Raw genomic sequence first — 16,413 nt, 5'->3', positions numbered from 1 at the left:
GTGCAGCACCGAACGGGTGCTGCCCTCCCAGACGTGGTCGAGGTAGCACTCGTCGTTGACCACCAGGGTGCCGCGCTCGCGCGCCCGGTCGACGACCGCCCGCAGCTCGGCGGTGCCCAGCACCCGTCCCTCCGGGTTGGACGGGGAGTTCAGCCACAGCAGCCGCGGCGCGGGGCCGTCGTACTCCAGCGGCGAGTCCGTGCGGACGAACGTGGCGCCGGCCAGCCGGGCGCTCACCTCGTAGGTGGGGAAGGAGAGCCGGGGCGCGAGGACCACGTCGCCGGGGCCCAGGCCCAGCATGGTGGGCAGCCAGGCGATCAGCTCCTTGGTGCCGACGGCCGGGATCACGGCCTCCGGCGCGACGGTCACGCCCTCGCGCCGCAGCAGCCAGGCCGCGGCCGCGGCCCGCAGCTCGGGCGTCCCCTCGGTGGAGGGGTAGCCGGGTGCGTCCGACGCGGCGGCCAGCGCCTCCCGCACGGCCCGCGGGGTCGGGTCGACCGGGTCGCCCAGGGCGAGGTTGACCAGCCCGTCCGGGTGGGCGGCCGCCCGCTTGCGGTACGGGAACAGGACGTCCCAGGGGAACTTCGGCAGCCGCTCGATCATGCCCGCTCCCCCGTTCCGACGGTGCGGGCCAGCGGCGGGGCCTGGCAGTCGGAGTCGATGCCCCAGGAGACGATCCGCTCCGGGGTGATCCGGATCAGCTCGTCGTCGACATGCGGCAGGATCTCCCTGCCGCCGGTGGGCAGCGCCACCGCCGTGCCCCGGATCTCGATCCCGCGGACGATCCAGCGCTCCGCGTCCAGGACGTCGTCCACCACCAGTGACACCCGCGGATTCCCCCGCACGTGGCGGTACTTGAGGCTGCGGGCCATGCCGCGCCCGGTGACGTCGACGGTGCCGAGGCGGGCGTTGTGGTGGAAGCCCAGCGGGACGACGTGCGGCTGCCCGCGGCCGTCCACGGTGGCCAGACGGGCGAGCGGCTGGGAGGCCAGGTAGGCGGCCTCGTTCGCGGTGAAGGGCATGGAGGTGTCCTCGTGGTCTGGGGGTCAGGGCCGCCGCCGACGCTAGGCAGCGCGCTTAGAGCGGGGTTGGGGCCCGACCGGCCACCCACCCGGCCACCCATCCGGCCACCCACCCGCCGGCCCGCTCACCGACACACCCACCGGCCCGCTCGCCGGCCCCCGGCGCCCGCGCTGGATTCCGGCTCGAAGTCCGGCTGACACGGTGGGCCCGTCGTACCGGACCGAGATCGGAGGTCGTGTTGGACTGCGATGTGGTGGTGGCGGGAGCAGGGCCGACCGGCCTGATGCTCGCCTGCGAACTGGCCCTGGGCGGGGCCAGGACGGTGGTGGTGGAGCGGCGCCGGGAGCCGGAGAAGCACTCCAAGGCCATGGGCATGCAGGGCCGCACCGTGGAACTGCTCGAACTGCGCGGGCTGCTCGACCGCTTCAAGGAGGACGCGGGCGTCCTGCGGGGCGGCAACTTCGCCAGCCTGGGCGTGCCGATGCGGTTCGAGGAGTTCGACACCCGGCACCCGTACGTGCTCCTGGTGCCGCAGCTGCGCACCGAGGAGCTGCTCGCCGAGCGGGCCCGCGAGCTGGGCGTGCGGATCGTGCGCGGCTCGGCCGTCACCGGCTTCGTCCAGGACGCGGACGGCGTCACCGTGGAGACCGGGACGGGGCCCCTGCGGGCCCGCTACCTGGTCGGCTGCGACGGCGGCGGCAGCGCCGTCCGCAAGGCCGCCGGGATCGGTTTCACCGGCCAGGACCCGCACATGTACGCGCTGATCGGCGACATGCGCTTCAGCGGCGACCTGCCGCGCGGCGAGGGCCTGGGCCCGATGCGCCCGGTGGGCCTGGTCAACCCGGAACGGCGGTCCTGGTTCGGTGCCTTCCAGCACCAGCCGGGCGTCTACCGGGCGACCGTCGCCTGGTTCGACGAGCCCTTCCCCGACCGGAACGCCCCGGTCACCGAGGAGGAGATGCGCGCCGCCCTGACCGAGCACACCGGCGGCGACCACGGGATGCACGACGTCACCTGGCTGTCCCGGCTCACCGACGTCTCCCGGCTGGCCGACTCCTACCGGCGGGGCCGGGTGCTGCTGGCCGGCGACGCGGCGCACATCCACCTGCCGGCCGGCGGCCAGGGCCTCAACCTCGGGTTCCAGGACGCCGTCAACCTCGGCTGGAAGCTCGCCGCCGTGGTGCGCGGCCGGGGCACCGAGGACCTGCTGGACAGCTACCAGGAGGAGCGCCGCCCGATCGCCGACGGCGTGGTCCGCAACACCCGCACCCAGGCCGTCCTGATCGACCCGGCCCCCCGGTACGAGGCGCTGCGCCAGACCTTCCGCGAGCTGATGGCGCTGCCCGACACCAACCGGTACATCGCCGGCATGCTCTCCGGCTTCGACATCGCCTACGGTCCCGGCGAGCACCCGCTCGTCGGCCGCCGGATGCCGGACGCCGAACTGCTCACCGCCTCCGGACCGCGTCGGATCAGCGACTGCTTCGCCACCGCCCGCGGCCTGCTGCTGCTCCCGGGACGGGCCGCACCGGCCGCCTCGCCGCTGGCCGGCTGGGCGGACCGGATCGACACCGTGACCGCCGAGAAGGGCGCCCCTGAGCCGGCCACCGCCTACCTGATCCGCCCGGACGGCTACGTGGCCTGGGCCGGCGACCCGGCCCGCCACGAGGAGCTGCGCCGCGCCGCGACCACCTGGTTCGGCGCGGCGGCCTGACCGCGCCCGGCCCCCGACCCGCCCCACTCCCCGTAGAAAGGACGCACGATGACCTCGTCCACCGACAGCGCCGCCGCCCGCGCGCGCCGGATCGTCGCTCTCAACACCGCCTACTTCCAGGCGAAGGCACTGCAGAGCGCGGTCGAGCTGGGCCTCTTCGAGCTGCTCGCCGAGCAGCCCGCCGGGATCGACCGCATCCGCGCCGAACTGGACGTCCGCCACCGGTTGTTCAAGGACTTCCTGGACGCGCTGGTCGGCCTCGGCCTGCTGGAGGAGCAGGACGGCGACTACCGGACCTCCGCCCTCGCCCGCGAGTTCCTGCTCCCGGGCGCCACCTACCTGGGCGGCACCGCCCGCCAGCACGCCCGGCTGCACTACCACGCCTGGGCGCGGCTGACCGACGCGCTGCGCGACGGCAAGGCCAAGTCGGAGGTGGCCGCGCAGGGCCAGCTCGCCTACCCCAAGCAGTACGAGGACCTCGACCGGGCCCGGCAGATCATGCTGCACATGGACGCCCACAACGGCTTCACCGCCGACGAGTTGGCCCGCGCGATCGACTGGAGCCGGTACACCTCCTTCGTGGACGTCGGCGGCGGGCGCGGCAATGTCGCCTCCCGGATCGCCGCCGCCCACCCGCACCTGAGCGGCGCGGTCTTCGACCTGCCGGCCCTGCGCCCGCTGTTCGACGAGCTGGTGGCCTCGACCGGCACCGCCGACCGGGTCGTCTTCCACGGCGGCGACTTCTTCGCCACCGACCTGCCGGAGGCGGACGTGGTGGTCTTCGGGCACGTCCTGCCCGACTGGCCGGTCGAGGAGCGCCGGGAGCTGCTGCGCCGGGCCCACAAGGCCGTGCGCCCGGGCGGGCTGGTGGTGCTGTACGACGCGATGATCGACCCGGAGGAGCGCGACCCGGCGGTCCTGCTCCAGCGGATCAACCACACCATGATCCGGGACGAGACCGGGGCCTACTCGCTCCAGGAGGCCCGGAACTACCTGGAGGAGGCCGGCTTCACCGTCGACCGCGTCACCGCCTCCGACACCATCACCCGGGACCACTTCGCCATCGGCGTCAAGTCCGCCTGAAACGGAGGGAGTTCGACATGAGCACAACGCAGGCGCAGCAGAGCGACCAGCCCTACGACGTCGTCATCATCGGCAGCGGCCTGTCCGGGACGATGCTCGGCTCGATCCTCGCCAAGCACGGCTTCCGGATCATGCTGCTGGACGGCTCGCACCACCCCCGGTTCGCCGTCGGCGAGTCGACCATCGGGCAGACCCTGGTGGTCCTGCGGCTGATCTCGGACCGGTACGGCGTACCGGAGATCGCCAACCTGGCGAGCTTCCAGGACGTCCTGAAGCACGTCAGCAGCTCGCACGGGCAGAAGAGCAACTTCGGCTTCATGTTCCACCGGGACGGCGAGGAGCCGGACCCGCACGAGACCAGCCAGTTCCGCATCCCGTCGATCGTCGGCAACGCGGCGCACTTCTTCCGCCAGGACACCGACGCCTACATGTTCAACGCCGCGGTGCGCTACGGCTGCGACGCCCGGCAGTACTACCGGGTGGAGGACATCGCGTTCGACGACGCCGGGGTCACCGTCTCCGGGGCGGACGGCAGCACCGTCCGGGCCCGCTACCTGGTCGACGCCAGCGGCTTCCGCTCCCCGCTGGCACGGCAGTTGGGGCTGCGCGAGGAGCCCAGCCGGCTCAAGCACCACGCCCGCTCGATCTTCACCCACATGGTCGGGGTGGACGCGATCGACGACCACGTGGACACTCCGGCCGAGCTGCGCCCGCCGGTGCCGTGGAACGACGGCACGATGCACCACATCTTCGAGCGCGGCTGGATGTGGGTCATCCCGTTCGACAACCACGCGGCGGCCACCAACCCGCTGTGCAGCGTGGGAATCCAGCTCGACGAGCGGGTCTACCCGGCCCGGCCCGACCTGACGGCCGAACAGGAGTTCTGGTCCCACGTCGAGCGCTTCCCCGCCGTGCGGCGACAGTTGAAGGGCGCCCGGAGCGTGCGCGAGTGGGTGCGCACGGACCGGATGCAGTACTCCTCGACGCGGACGGTCGGCGAGCGCTGGTGCCTGATGTCGCACGCGGCCGGCTTCATCGACCCGCTGTTCTCCCGCGGCCTGTCCAACACCTGCGAGATCATCAACGCGCTGTCGTGGCGGCTGATGGCCGCGCTGCGCGAGGACGACTTCGCGGTGGAGCGCTTCGGCTACGTGGAGGAGCTGGAGCAGGGCCTGCTGGACTGGAACGACAAGCTGGTCAACAACTCCTTCGTCTCCTTCTCCCACTACCCGCTGTGGAACTCGGTGTTCAGGATCTGGGCGTCGGCGAGCGTGATCGGCGGCAAGCGCATCCTCAACGCGCTGACGAAGACCAAGGAGACCGGCGACGACGCGCACTGCCAGGCGCTGGACGACAACCCGTACCCGGGCCTGTGGTGTCCGCTGGACTTCTACAAGGAGGTCTTCGACGAACTCACCGAGCTCTGCGAGGCGGTGGACGCCGGGCGCACGACCGCCGAGGAGGCGGCCGCGGTGATGGAGCGGCGGGTCCGCGACTCGGACTGGATGCTGCCCGCGCTGGGCTTCGACGACCCGGACACCCACCACATCAACCCGACGGGCGACAAGATGATCCGGATCGCGGAGTGGGCCACCGGCCACCACCGCCCGGAGATCCGCGAGCTGCTGGCGGCCAGTGCCGAGGAGGTCAGGGCGGCGATGCGGGCCAAGCCGTAACGCGGCGGAGGACGGCGAGGGCCGCGCCCGGGGGAAGGACTCCCCGGGCGCGGCCCTCGCCGTTCCGGCGTCGGCTCAGCCCTCGGCCGCCAGGGTCAGGGCGGTCGTCCCCGGGTCCTCCTCGACCGGCCAGCGGGCGTAGGAGCGGCGCCAGTACATCAGCGGGCCGGACACCCCGGGCCGGGGGCCGCCGGCCAGCACCGCGCCGATCACGATGGTGTGGTCGCCGGCCTCGACGGCGGCGGCGACCCGGCACTCGGCGTGCGCGACGACGTCGGCCGGCATCACGGGCAGTCCACCGGCGCTGCCGGGCTCCCAGCGGACGCCCCGGAAGCGGTCCTCCACCGGCGAGGCGAACCGGGCGGAGGTGGCCTCGCCACCGCCGCGCAGCACGTTGACCGCGAACTCGCCGCGCTCCAGCAGGGCCTTGAGCACCCGGCTGTCCCGGTTGACGCAGACCAGCAGCAGGGGTGGGGTCTTGGAGACGCTGCACGCGGCGGAGCAGGTCAGGCCGCAGGGCTCGCCGTCCTGGTCCAGGGTGGTCACCACCGTGACCCCGGTGGGCAGCGCGCCCATGATGGACAGGAAGGTCGGGCCGTCCACCAGGCCGGGGGGCAGGTCCAACGGCAGGGACACGGGTACGGGTACGGGTACGGGTACGGGGGACATCGGTCCTCCACTCTCGGCGGGTCGGTGCCCTCATGCTCGCGGGGCGCCTTCGAGCCGCCGCCGGGCAGCCGTCAAGCACCCGGGGCCGGCGGGCGCGCGGACGTGTGCGCGGACGTGCGCGCACCCCCGGCACGGGGGTGGCCGGGGGTGCGCGGTTCGGGGGCGCGGTCAGGCGCGCGGGGCGGTGGGCGCGGGGCGGTGGGCGCGGGCGCGCTCACTCCTCGTCGCGCAGCTCCCGCAGCGGGAAGGTGAGCACGAACCCCACCGCCAGGATCAGGCCGCCGACCAGGAACATGGTGGCGAAGCCGGAGGCGAAGGCGTCGACGCCGGCGGCCGTCAGCCCGCCCGCGGACTCCGGGTCGGAGAGCGCCTGGCGGACCGCCTCGTCGGGGCGGGCCCCGCCGAGCCGGCCGGCCGCGACGCCGAACAGCACGGACATGAAGACCGCGGCGCCGGCCGTGCCGCCGAGCTGCCGGAACAGGCCGGAGGCGGCGTTGGCCACGCCCAGTTCGGACTTGGGCGCCGCGCTCTGGATCGCCAGGGTGATGACGGTCTGGGAGAGCCCGATGCCGAAGCCCAGCCAGGCCGCGATCAGCACGATCACCGCCAGCGGGGTGTCCGCGCCGGTGGCGGAGAGCGCCAGCAGCGCGCCGGCCATCGAGCCGAGGCCGACGGTCGCGGCCTTCTTGTACCGGTTCCACTTCTTGATGATCTTCGCGCAGAGGGTCTGGGAGACGATCGCCCCGGTCATCACCGGGATGATCACCAGTCCGGCGACGGTGGCGCTGCGGCCCTGCACCAGCTGGAGGAAGAGCGGCAGCGTGGAGACGGTGCCGAAGATGCCGACCCCGATGGTGAAGTTGACGGCGGTGGCGGCGGTGATCCCGCCGCGCCGGAACAGCCGCAGCGGCACCATGGCCTCCAGTCCGCGGGCCCGCTCGACCAGCACGAACACGACGAGGCCGACCAGTGAGAGCGCGATCAGCGCCAGCGAGCGCGCCGAGCCCCAGCCCCAGTCGAGCCCCTCCTCGGCGACGACCAGCAGCGGCACCAGGCAGACCGCCAGGCTGAGCGCGCCGCGGTAGTCGATCGGGTGGTCCACCCGCTGGTGCGGCAGGTCCAGCGCCCGGCGCACGCTGAGCAGCGCCACCAGGCCGAGCGGCACGTTGACCAGGAACGCCCAGCGCCAGCCGGTCACCCCGAGAATCTCGCCGGCCCCCGCGAACAGCCCGCCGACCAGCGGGCCGAGCACGCTGGCCGCGACCCAGGCCATCATCAGGTACGAGAAGTAGCGCCCGCGCTCGCGGACCGGGGCGAGGTCGGCGATGACGGCCGTGGGCAGCGACATCAGCCCGGCGCCACCGAAGCCCTGGACCACCCGGGCGAGCGCCAGCGTCTCCATCGAGTCCGCCATCGCGCAGGCCGCCGAGCCGACGATGAAGACGACGATCGCGGCGAGGTAGAGCGGCTTGCGGCCGTAGATGTCGGACAGCTTGCCGTAGAACGGCATCGCGATCGTGGAGCTGACCAGGTAGCCGGTGATCACCCAGGCCTGCACGGTCTGCCCGTGCAACTGGTCGCCGATGGTGCGCAGCGCGGTGGAGACGATGGTCTGGTCGAGTGCGGCGAGCAGCACGGCCAGCAGCAGCCCGGACAGGGCCGTGATGATCTGGCGGTGCGTGAAGCCGACGGGGCCGTCGGCCTGGTCCGTGACGGCCCCGTCGGTCGGTGAGGCGGCGTGTGCCATTCCGGTTTCTCCCACAAAATCGACAAGGTCTTGTCGAGTTGACGATAGTGGCGATCGGAGCGGAATGACAAGTTCTTGACGAAATCCCGAGCGGGCGGCCGTTAGGCTGCCCCCCATGACCGACCTCTCCCCCACGGCCGAGACCCTGAGCGGCGTCACCACCGAACTGTTCGCCGTCAACGGCGCCCTGCTGCGCGCGGGCGACGCGCTCTCCGCGCGCTTCGGGCTCACCTCCGCCCGCTGGCAGGTCCTCGGCCTGCTCGCCGACGGCCCGCAGAGCGCCGCACAGCTGGCCCGCGAGCGCGGGCTGCGCCGGCAGGCCGTCCAGCAGACCGTGGTCAAGCTGGTCGACGAGGGCCTGGTCACCACCGCCGCCAACCCGGCCGACCGGCGGGCCCCGCTGGTCTCGCTCACCGCCGAGGGGGCCGCCGCCCTCGCCCGGATCGAGCCCGCCGAGCGCCGGTGGATGGAGCACCTCGCCGACGGACTGGACCCGGACGACCTGAAGGCCGCGCTGCGACTGCTGCGCGGCCTCCGGGCGGTCCTGGCCGAGGGGCTCCCCCCGTCGGCGGGCGGCGGCGCGGACGCCGCCGCCGTCGGCGTCACAGGTCCAGCGTGACCTCGTACTCGGCGAGCCAGGAGTTCAGCCCCAGCACCAGCTCCAGGCTGCCCCGGTCGTAGGGCCGGCTCACCGCGCCGGCGTCCCGGCCGGCCGCGGCCCGGGCCAGGTCCAGGTCCAGCAGCGGCCGCACCGGGGCGTCCCGGTCGTCGAGCACCCCGGCCAGCCCGGCCCGCAGGACGGCCTCGTAGCCCGGGTCCTGGGTGGCCGGGTACGGGGTCTTCACCCGCTCGACCACCGAGCGCGGCAGCAGGTCCGCCACCGCCGCGCGCAGCAGGCTCTTCTCCCGGCCGTCGAAACTCTTCATCGCCCAGGGGGTGTTGAAGACGTACTCGACGAGCCGGTGGTCGCAGAACGGCACCCGCACCTCCAGGCCGACCGCCATGCTCATCCGGTCCTTGCGGTCGAGGAGGGTCTGCACGAACCGGGTCAGGTTGAGGTACGAGACCTCGCGCATCCGCCGATCGGGCTCCGGCTCGCCCGCCAGCACCGGGACTTCGGCGATCGCCTCGGCGTACCGGGCGGCCCGGTGGCCGTCGAGGTCCAGCTTGTCCAGCAGGTCCCGCCGGAACAGCGCGTTGCCGCCGAAGTAGCGCGCCGAGCCGGCGGTGAGCCACGGGAAGGTCGCGGCGCGCAGGGCCAGCGGGTTGCGGAACCAGCGGTAGCCTCCGAAGAGTTCGTCCGCGGCCTCGCCGGACAGCGCCACCGTCACGTCCTCCCGCACGGCGCGGAAGAACAGGTAGAGCGAGGGCCACATGTCGCCCCAGTAGGCGGGCGGCAGGTCGGTCGCCCGCAGCACCGCGGAGCGCACCGCCGGGTCGGACAGCTCGGGGGCGTCCAGCAGCACCTCCCGGTGGTCGGCGCCCACGTGCCGGGCCAGTTCGCGGACGTACGGCGCGTCCGTCTCCCGGCGGACGGCGTCGGACACGAAGGCGTCGGCCGCGTCCCGGAAGTCCACCGAGAACGAGCGCACCGGCCCGCCGCGGGCCGCCAGCGCGGTCACCGCCGAGGAGTCCAGGCCGCCGGAGAGCAGGGTGCCCAGCGGCACGTCCGAGACCAGCTGGCGGCTGACGGTGTCGGCGAGCAGCTCGCGGACGGTGCCGATGGTCGTCGGCAGGTCGTCGGCGTGTTCGCGGGCCTCCAGCCGCCAGTACGTCCGGCGCCGCACGCCGCCGCGGCCGACCACGACCAGCTGGCCGGGCCGGACCTCGGCGAGACCGGAGAAGACGGCCGCCCCGGGCGTCTTCACCATGTCCAGCACCTCGCACAGGCCCTCCGCGCCGACCCGGCGGGGCAGCGCGCGGTCGGCCAGCACGGCCTTCGGCTCCGAGCCGAACCGCACCCCGGAGGCCGTCGGCCAGTAGTAGAGCGGCTTGACGCCCATCCGGTCGCGGACCAGCAGCAGCTCCTCGGCGTGCTCGTCCCAGACCGCGAAGGCGAACATCCCGTTCAGCCGCTCCGCGACCCCGGCGCCCCACTGGAGGTAGCCGCGGAGCACCACCTCGGTGTCGCAGGCCGTCCTGAACCGGTGTCCGTGCGCGGCGAGTTCGGCGCGCAGCTCACGGAAGTTGTAGACCTCGCCGCTGAACGTGATCACCGCGCCGCGGCCCTCGTGCCGGGCGGTCATCGGCTGCTGCCCGTGCTCCGGGTCGATCACCGCCAGCCGCCGGTGGCCGAGGCCGGCCGACGGGCCGGACCAGAGCCCCTCGGCGTCCGGCCCGCGGCAGGCCATGGTGTCGGTCATCGCCCGGAGCAGCTCCCGGCGCTGTTCGGGCGGGACGTCGTAGTCGACCGTCCCCACGATTCCGCACATGCTCAACCGACCTTGGCGAGACCGAGGTTGACCGCTTCCAGGAGCTGCCGCGGGGTCTCGGCGTCGACCACGGTCTCGTCCGGGAGGACGATGCCGTGGTCCCGCTCGATGGTGTTGAGGGTGTTGAACAGTGCGAGCGAGTCGTAGCCGAGGTCGGCGAAGGGCACGTCCAGGATGTCCGCGCGGTCGAGTTCCTCGTCGGCGCCGGCGGCCTCCTCCAGTACGGCGATCAGGTCGTCAAGGGTGAACGCTGCCATGGTGGTTCCTCACGTCGGTCGGTCGGGTTCGGATGGGATTCGCGGTGTCCGGACGGGGGGGTCCGCGGTGTCCGGACGGGGTCCGCGAGGTCAGCGGGTCAGCGGGTCAGCGGGTCAGCGGGTCAGCACCAGGGCGCTGTTGAAGCCGCCGTGGCCGCGGGCCAGGACCAGCGCGGCGGCCAGCGGGGCGGACCGCGGCCGGTCCCGCACCAGGTCGAGGTCCGGGTGGGCCGGCCGGTCGATGTGGACGGACGGCGGGACCAGCCCGTCCCGCAGCGCGAGCAGCGCGGCCGCGACGTCCAGCGGGGCACCGCCGGCCAGCAGCCGCCCGGTCATCGTCTTGGGCGCCGTCACCGGCACCCCGCGCGGGCCGAAGACCGCGCTCAGCACCTCGGCCTCGGCGCGGTCCCGTTCGGCGACCCCGCTGGCGTCGGCGAAGACCACGTCGATGTCGGACGGGCCGAGCCCGGCGTCGGCGAGCGCCGTCTCGACCGCCCGGCGCAGCCCGGGCGGTCGGCCGGAGCCGGGCCGGGGGTCGAAGGTCGCCGCGTAGCCGGCGATCCGCCCGTAGTGGCGGTGCTGCCCGCGCTCGGCGGCCCGCTCCGGGGTCTCCAGGACGAGCAGCGCGCCGCCCTCCCCGGGCACCCCGCCGGAGGCCTCGGCGTCGAACGGCAGGAAGGCCCGGTGCGGCTCCCGGCGCGGGCTGACCGTCCCGCTGCGGGTCAGGCAGAGCCACGACCACGGGCACAGCGAGCCGTCCACGCCGCCGGCCAGCATCAGCGCGGTGCCCTCGCGGACGTGCCGGCGGCCCTTCGCCAGCGCGTCCAGCCCGCCCGCCTGCTCGGCCACCAGCGCCGAACCCGGTCCGCGCATGCCGTGGCGGATGGAGATCTGCCCGGTGTTGACCGGGTAGAACCACGCGAAGGCCTGGTAGGCGCTGACGTACGCCGGGCCCCGGCTCCACAGCGCCTGGAGCTCCTTCTGCCCGAACGCGAAGCCGCCCGCCGAGGCCGCCGTCACCACCCCGGCCGAGAACTCCGGCATCGCCGCCGGGTCGGCCCCCGCGTCGGCGAGCGCCTCCTCGGCCGCGACCAGGGCGAGCCGGGTCATGTGGTCGGTCTGCGGCAGCAGCCGCCCCGGCAGGTGGTCCTCGGGCGTGAAGTTCACCTCCCCGGCCACGTGCGCCCGGTACCCGGCGGAGTCGAAGCGGGTCAGCGGCCCGAGGCCGGAGCGGCCCGCCAGCGTGGCCTCCCAGTACTCCGCCACGCCCCAGCCGTTCGGCGCCACCACGCCGAGCCCGGTCACCACCACGTCCGTCATGCCCGGCTCCACTCCGGCTCGGCGAGCACGATCGCGCTCTGGAAGCCGCCGAAGCCGCTCGCCACGCTCAGCACCGTCGGCACCCGCTGCTCGCGCGCCACCAGCGGCACGTAGTCCAGGTCGCACGCGGGATCGGGCACGTGCAGGTTGGCCGTGGGCGGCACCACCGAGTGCTCGACGGCCAGCGCGCAGGCGGCGAACTCCAGGGCGCACACCGCGCCCAGCGAGTGCCCGATCATCGACTTGATCGAGCTGATCGGCACCCGGCGGGCGTGCTCGCCGAGGCTCTTCTTGAACGCGGCGGTCTCGTGCCGGTCGTTCTGCTTGGTCGCCGAGCCGTGCGCGTTGACGTAGCCGACCTCCTCGGGGTTCATCCGGCTGCGGTCCAGGGCGACCCGGATCGCCTCGGCCATCTCGTTGCCGTCCACCCGCAGCCCGGTCATGCTGTAGGCGTTGCAGCGCCCGGCGTAGCCGGTGACCTCGGCGTAGACGTGCGCGCCGCGCCGCAGCGCGTGCTCCCGCTCCTCCAGCACGAACATCGCGGCGCCCTCGCCGAGGGCGAAGCCGTTGCGGGTCAGGTCGAACGGGCGCGAAGCGCTCTCCGGCTCGTCGTTGCGCGGGGTGGTCGCCTTGATCGCGTCGAAGCAGGCCACCGTGATCGGGGAGATCGCCGCGTCCGACGCGCCGGCCAGCATCACGTCGGCCGCGTCGTCGCGGATCAGGTCACAGGCGTGCGCGATGACGTCGATCCCCGAGGTGCACCCGGTCGACACCACGCCCACCGGGCCCTCCGCCTCCACCAGCCAGGCGAGTTCGGTGGCCATCGAGGACGGGACGAAGTAGTCGTAGAGGTACGGCACGCCGTGCGCGTCGTCCACCAGCCGCCGCCGGCCCTCGTCGCTGACCACGGCGAACTCGCGGTCCAGGCTGATCGTCATCCCGCAGGCCGTGCCGGCCATCACCCCGGTGCGCGGCGGGTCGTTGGTCCCGGCCACGCCCGAGTCCGCCAGCGCCTCCCGGGCGGCGACGACCGCGAACTGGGCGGTCCGGTCCCACCGCCGGATCTCGCGCTGCGTCAGCCCGCAGGCCTCCGGGTCGAAGTCGCACTCGGCGGCGACCCGGGAGCGGAACGGCGACGGGTCGAAGGTCGAGATCGTCCGGGTCGCGGTCCGGCCCGCCGTCAGCAGCTCCCAGAACGCCTTCGTGCCCACCTCGCCCGGCGCCACCACTCCGATCCCGGTCACCACCACGCGTCGGCGACCGTCGTCAACTCGCGCCACTGTTCCCCCTGTTGGTCTCGTTGTCCGTGTCCGGCGCCATGCCCTGACCTCCTGTCCGGTCCGTCCGCCCCGCCCGAGCGCTCGGACCGGGCGCTCGGACCGGGCGGGAAGTCGATCCGGACCAGATCGTGCTGGCCCGGCTTCGCGGGCCCTTCGAGCCGCCGTCCACCAGCCCCGGCCGGCGCCGCCGCCGGAAGACGGCGCGAACCGGCGTTGAGGGGCGCCTCCTAGCGTCTGGCCGCATGGACATCGACACCGACATCTGCGTGGTCGGGGGCGGCCCGGCCGGGCTGACCCTCGCCCTGCTGCTGGTCCGCTCCGGACTGCGGGTCACCGTGCTGGAGCGCAGCCGTTCGCTGGAGCGGGCGTACCGCGGGGAGATCCTCCAACCCGGCGGCCAGGCCCTGCTGGACGAACTGGGCGTGCTCGGCCCGGCCCGGGAGCACGGCGCCGTCGAGCACGACCGGTTCCTGCTGGAGGAACACGGGCGGATCCTCATCGACGGCGACTACCGCCGCCTGCCCGGCCCGTACAACTGCCTGTTGAGCCTGCCGCAACGGCACCTGCTGACCGAGCTGCTGGCCGCGTGCGAACGCCACGACGGGTTCCGGCAGCTGGCCGGCGCCAAGGCGACCGCGCTGATCGAGGAGGACGGCGCGGTCCGCGGGGTCGTCGCGGGCGGCGCCGCCGGCTCCCCCGACCGGGTGGTGCGGGCGCGCTGCGTGGTCGGCGCGGACGGCCGGTTCTCCAAGGTCCGCGCCCTGGCCGGGATCGGCTACCGGCGCCAGGAGCTGTTCAGCCAGGACGTGCTCTGGTTCCGGCTCGACGCGCCGGCCCGGCCGGGAGCCCGCCGCCCGAACGACGTACGGGTCTTCCGGGCCGGCGGCAACCCCGTGCTCAGCTACCGCTCCGTGCCCGACACCCTCCAACTCGGCTGGACCCTCCCGCACGGCGGCTTCCGCCGGCTGGCCGACCGCGGCATCGACCACCTGATCGACCGACTCGCCCTCGCCGCACCCGAGTACGCCGACCGCATCCGCGCCGAGATCAGCGGCTTCGGCGACCTCTCGCTGCTCGACGTGTTCTCCGGCGGCGCCGACCGCTGGGTGCGCGACGGGCTGCTGCTGATCGGCGACAGCGCCCACACCCACAGCCCGATCGGCGCCCAGGGGATCAACCTGGCCATCCGCGACGCCGTCGCGGCCCACCCGGTGCTCGTCGAGGCGGTCCGCGGCGGCGACGCCGGCGCCGACCGGCTGGTCCGGTACGAACGGGCACGCCGCCCCGAGGTCGAGCGGATCACCCGGATCCAGCGCGTCCAGAGCCGGATGATGCTCTCCACCGGGCGGTTCTCCTCGACCCTGCGCCCGCGCGCGGCGGCCCTGGTGTCCCGGACCCCGGTGTACGGCGCCATGCTGCGCCGGATCGCCTTCGGCACCGAGCCCGTCCGGCTGCGCACCGACCTGCTCGCCGGAGCCGGGCGGTGAGCGGGCGCGCGGCGCTGGCCGCCTCCGGGGGGTCCTCGACGGCGGGCGGGGTGCTCCTCGCCCTCGCCGTCATCCTGGCCACCGCCTTCGTCTGCGGACGGATCGCCCACCGGGTGCGCCAGCCCGTGGTGATGGGCGAGATCATCGGCGGGGTGGCGCTCGGGCCGAGCCTGCTCGGGCTGCTGCCGGGGCATCCGGACGCCGCCCTGTTCCCGGCGGAGGTCCAGTCCTACCTCCGGGTGCTGTCCCAACTGGGCCTGGTGCTCTTCATGTTCACCGTCGGTCTGCGCTTCGACGTCGGACACCTGCGTGGTGCCGGGCGCCGGGTGACGGCCGTGTCGCTCAGCTCGGTGGCCCTTCCGTTCGCGCTCGGCGTCGGGCTGGCCCTGCTGCTCCACCCCTGGTTCGACCGCTCCCAGCTGGCCGTCGAGGGCCGGCTCGGGCCCGCGCTGTTCCTGGGCGCGGCGATGTCCATCACCGCGTTCCCCGTCCTCGCCCGGATCATCACCGAGCGGCGGATGCGGCACGACCCGCTCGGCAGCCTGTCGCTGGCCTGCGCCGCCTTCCAGGACTTCCTGGCCTGGTGCGCGCTGGCCGTCGTGGTGGCGGTGGTGCAGGCCGAGGGCCCGTGGTCGCTCGCGTGGCTGGCGCTGGACACGGCCGTGGTGGTGCTGGTGCTGGTCGGCGTCGTCCGGCCCTGCCTGGCCCGGCTGCTGGCCCCGGGCCGGCGCCGCCCGCTCGGCGGGCCGTGGGTCCACGCCCTGCTCGTCACCGGCACCCTGGTCACGGCCTGGGTCACCGGCCGGATCGGGCTGGACGCGGTGTTCGGGGCGTTCATGTTCGGCGCGGCGGTGCCCCGGGACCGGATCGAGGCGCTCGCGCCCGAGGTTCCGGAGCAGATCGAACGGGCCGGCCTCCTGTTGCTGCCGGCCTTCTTCGCCGTGACCGGCCTCACCGTCGACCTGACCGGCCTCGGCTTGCAGGGCCTGCTCATCGTGGCGGCGGTGCTGGTCGCGGCCTGCGCCGGGAAGTTCATGGGCGCCGTCGGCGCCGCCCTGGCGACCGGCTCGACCAGGCGGGAGGCGGCCGTCCTCGGCATCCTGCTCAACGCCCGGGGCCTGACCGAACTGGTCATCCTCGACGTGGGCCACCGGCTGGGCGTGATCGACACCAGGATGTTCACCGCCATGGTGGTGATGGCCCTGGTCACGACGCTGATGACCGGGCCGCTGCTGGCCCGCGCCCGGGCCGGAGAGGCCGCCGCGCCGCCGGCCCCGGCGGCCGAGCCCGCGCGCGCCTCGCCGAAGCCCTCCTGAGGACCGTCCGCGCCGGGCCTTCTCCCGGCCGGCCCGATCCGCCCCGCCATGCCACGCCACGCCCCGCCCCGCCGGGCACGGGAGTCCTCAGCGCGGCTCCGGCCGCCCCTTGCCCCTGCCGGGTGCCCGGCGCAGCTCCCGGCTCAGCCGCCGCTCCACCGGGCTGAGCGGCAGGTCGGGCCGCAGCCGCTCCGGGTGCCCCGGCGCCGGGTCCGCCCCGGCCGGCGGGCACTCCGGCCCGGGGCCGTCCGTCGGCAGCGCGTAGCCCGCCATCTGTCCCAGTGCCGCCAGCCCCTGGAGGAGCCAGCGCGGCACCCCGGGGATCCACCTGCTCGGTTCACGCATCCGCCGACCTTGACGGCCCGCGTTGGGGCGCCGTTCGAGCCGGGTGGGAACACGGCGCCGGGGC

General features: G+C 74.3%; 15 protein-coding genes. 6 read left to right on the top strand and 9 right to left on the bottom strand.

Annotated features, from left to right (window positions below):
* Both ACFRMQ_RS23910 and ACFRMQ_RS23905 read right to left on the bottom strand, forming a co-directional pair.
* A partial coding sequence (locus tag ACFRMQ_RS23910; protein WP_380732625.1) for an aminotransferase class I/II-fold pyridoxal phosphate-dependent enzyme occupies positions 1–603 on the bottom strand: 603 nt, incomplete at its 3' end.
* Positions 600–1,022 carry a PPOX class F420-dependent oxidoreductase gene (locus ACFRMQ_RS23905; RefSeq protein ID WP_380732624.1) on the bottom strand — a complete coding sequence of 141 codons (423 nt, stop codon included), beginning with the start codon at positions 1,020–1,022 and terminating at the stop codon, positions 600–602. The genes ACFRMQ_RS23905 and ACFRMQ_RS23910, both read right to left, overlap by 4 nt.
* A gap of 236 nt (positions 1,023–1,258) precedes the next feature.
* Here ACFRMQ_RS23905 and ACFRMQ_RS23900 point away from each other — a divergent pair, with 236 nt between their 5' ends.
* Genes ACFRMQ_RS23900 through ACFRMQ_RS23890 form a run of 3 tightly spaced genes read left to right on the top strand, consistent with a single transcriptional unit; the run spans position 1,259 to position 5,496 of the window.
* The gene (locus tag ACFRMQ_RS23900; protein ID WP_380732623.1) at positions 1,259–2,737 is read left to right on the top strand and encodes an FAD-dependent monooxygenase; all 1,479 of its coding nucleotides are present in this window, start codon (positions 1,259–1,261) and stop codon (positions 2,735–2,737) included.
* A 48-nt stretch (positions 2,738–2,785) separates the two neighbouring features.
* Complete coding sequence (locus ACFRMQ_RS23895; RefSeq protein ID WP_380732622.1) at positions 2,786–3,820, top strand: methyltransferase; 1,035 nt, start codon at positions 2,786–2,788, stop codon at positions 3,818–3,820.
* A gap of 17 nt (positions 3,821–3,837) precedes the next feature.
* Positions 3,838–5,496 carry an NAD(P)/FAD-dependent oxidoreductase gene (locus tag ACFRMQ_RS23890; RefSeq protein ID WP_380732621.1) on the top strand — a complete coding sequence of 553 codons (1,659 nt, stop codon included), beginning with the start codon at positions 3,838–3,840 and terminating at the stop codon, positions 5,494–5,496.
* A gap of 75 nt (positions 5,497–5,571) precedes the next feature.
* Here the strand turns inward: ACFRMQ_RS23890 and ctcQ are convergent, their stop codons facing one another.
* Both ctcQ and tcr3 read right to left on the bottom strand, forming a co-directional pair.
* Complete coding sequence (gene ctcQ / locus ACFRMQ_RS23885) at positions 5,572–6,165, bottom strand: flavin reductase CtcQ (protein WP_380732620.1); 594 nt, start codon at positions 6,163–6,165, stop codon at positions 5,572–5,574.
* A 214-nt stretch (positions 6,166–6,379) separates the two neighbouring features.
* The gene (gene tcr3 / locus ACFRMQ_RS23880) at positions 6,380–7,912 is read right to left on the bottom strand and encodes a tetracycline efflux MFS transporter Tcr3 (protein ID WP_380732619.1); all 1,533 of its coding nucleotides are present in this window, start codon (positions 7,910–7,912) and stop codon (positions 6,380–6,382) included.
* Positions 7,913–8,027: 115 nt separating this feature from the next.
* Here tcr3 and ACFRMQ_RS23875 point away from each other — a divergent pair, with 115 nt between their 5' ends.
* Positions 8,028–8,531, top strand: coding sequence for a MarR family winged helix-turn-helix transcriptional regulator (locus tag ACFRMQ_RS23875; RefSeq protein ID WP_380732617.1), 504 nt, complete (start codon positions 8,028–8,030; stop codon positions 8,529–8,531).
* On the opposite strand, the gene asnB is transcribed toward ACFRMQ_RS23875, so the two are convergent.
* The 4 genes from asnB to ACFRMQ_RS23855 form a co-directional block, all read right to left on the bottom strand.
* Positions 8,515–10,344, bottom strand: a complete 1,830-nt coding sequence (gene asnB, locus ACFRMQ_RS23870; protein WP_380732615.1) for an asparagine synthase (glutamine-hydrolyzing) — start codon at positions 10,342–10,344, stop codon at positions 8,515–8,517. The two genes, ACFRMQ_RS23875 and asnB, sit on opposite strands and share 17 nt — an antisense overlap.
* 2 nt (positions 10,345–10,346) lie before the next feature.
* Positions 10,347–10,601, bottom strand: a complete 255-nt coding sequence (locus ACFRMQ_RS23865; protein WP_380732613.1) for a phosphopantetheine-binding protein — start codon at positions 10,599–10,601, stop codon at positions 10,347–10,349.
* A 114-nt stretch (positions 10,602–10,715) separates the two neighbouring features.
* Positions 10,716–11,921: a ketosynthase chain-length factor gene (locus ACFRMQ_RS23860; protein ID WP_380732612.1), complete on the bottom strand. Its 1,206-nt coding sequence runs from the start codon at positions 11,919–11,921 to the stop codon at positions 10,716–10,718.
* Positions 11,918–13,201 carry a beta-ketoacyl-[acyl-carrier-protein] synthase family protein gene (locus ACFRMQ_RS23855; protein ID WP_380732610.1) on the bottom strand — a complete coding sequence of 428 codons (1,284 nt, stop codon included), beginning with the start codon at positions 13,199–13,201 and terminating at the stop codon, positions 11,918–11,920. Before ACFRMQ_RS23855 ends, ACFRMQ_RS23860 begins: the two co-directional genes overlap by 4 nt.
* 242 nt (positions 13,202–13,443) lie before the next feature.
* Here ACFRMQ_RS23855 and ACFRMQ_RS23850 point away from each other — a divergent pair, with 242 nt between their 5' ends.
* Both ACFRMQ_RS23850 and ACFRMQ_RS23845 read left to right on the top strand, forming a co-directional pair.
* Positions 13,444–14,688, top strand: a complete 1,245-nt coding sequence (locus ACFRMQ_RS23850; protein ID WP_380732609.1) for an FAD-dependent oxidoreductase — start codon at positions 13,444–13,446, stop codon at positions 14,686–14,688.
* Positions 14,685–16,004 carry a cation:proton antiporter gene (locus ACFRMQ_RS23845; RefSeq protein WP_380732608.1) on the top strand — a complete coding sequence of 440 codons (1,320 nt, stop codon included), beginning with the start codon at positions 14,685–14,687 and terminating at the stop codon, positions 16,002–16,004. Before ACFRMQ_RS23850 ends, ACFRMQ_RS23845 begins: the two co-directional genes overlap by 4 nt.
* An 87-nt stretch (positions 16,005–16,091) precedes the next feature.
* Here ACFRMQ_RS23845 and ACFRMQ_RS23840 read toward each other — a convergent pair whose 3' ends face one another.
* The gene (locus ACFRMQ_RS23840; RefSeq protein WP_380732607.1) at positions 16,092–16,349 is read right to left on the bottom strand and encodes a DUF6059 family protein; all 258 of its coding nucleotides are present in this window, start codon (positions 16,347–16,349) and stop codon (positions 16,092–16,094) included.
* Between the last annotated feature and the right edge of the window lie 64 nt (positions 16,350–16,413).

Source organism: Kitasatospora sp. NPDC056783 (assembly GCF_042789895.1).
Taxonomy (GTDB): Bacteria; Actinomycetota; Actinomycetes; order Streptomycetales; family Streptomycetaceae; genus Kitasatospora.
Note: the sequence above shows the minus strand (reverse complement) of the source record. Positions and strands in the feature narration are given on the sequence as shown.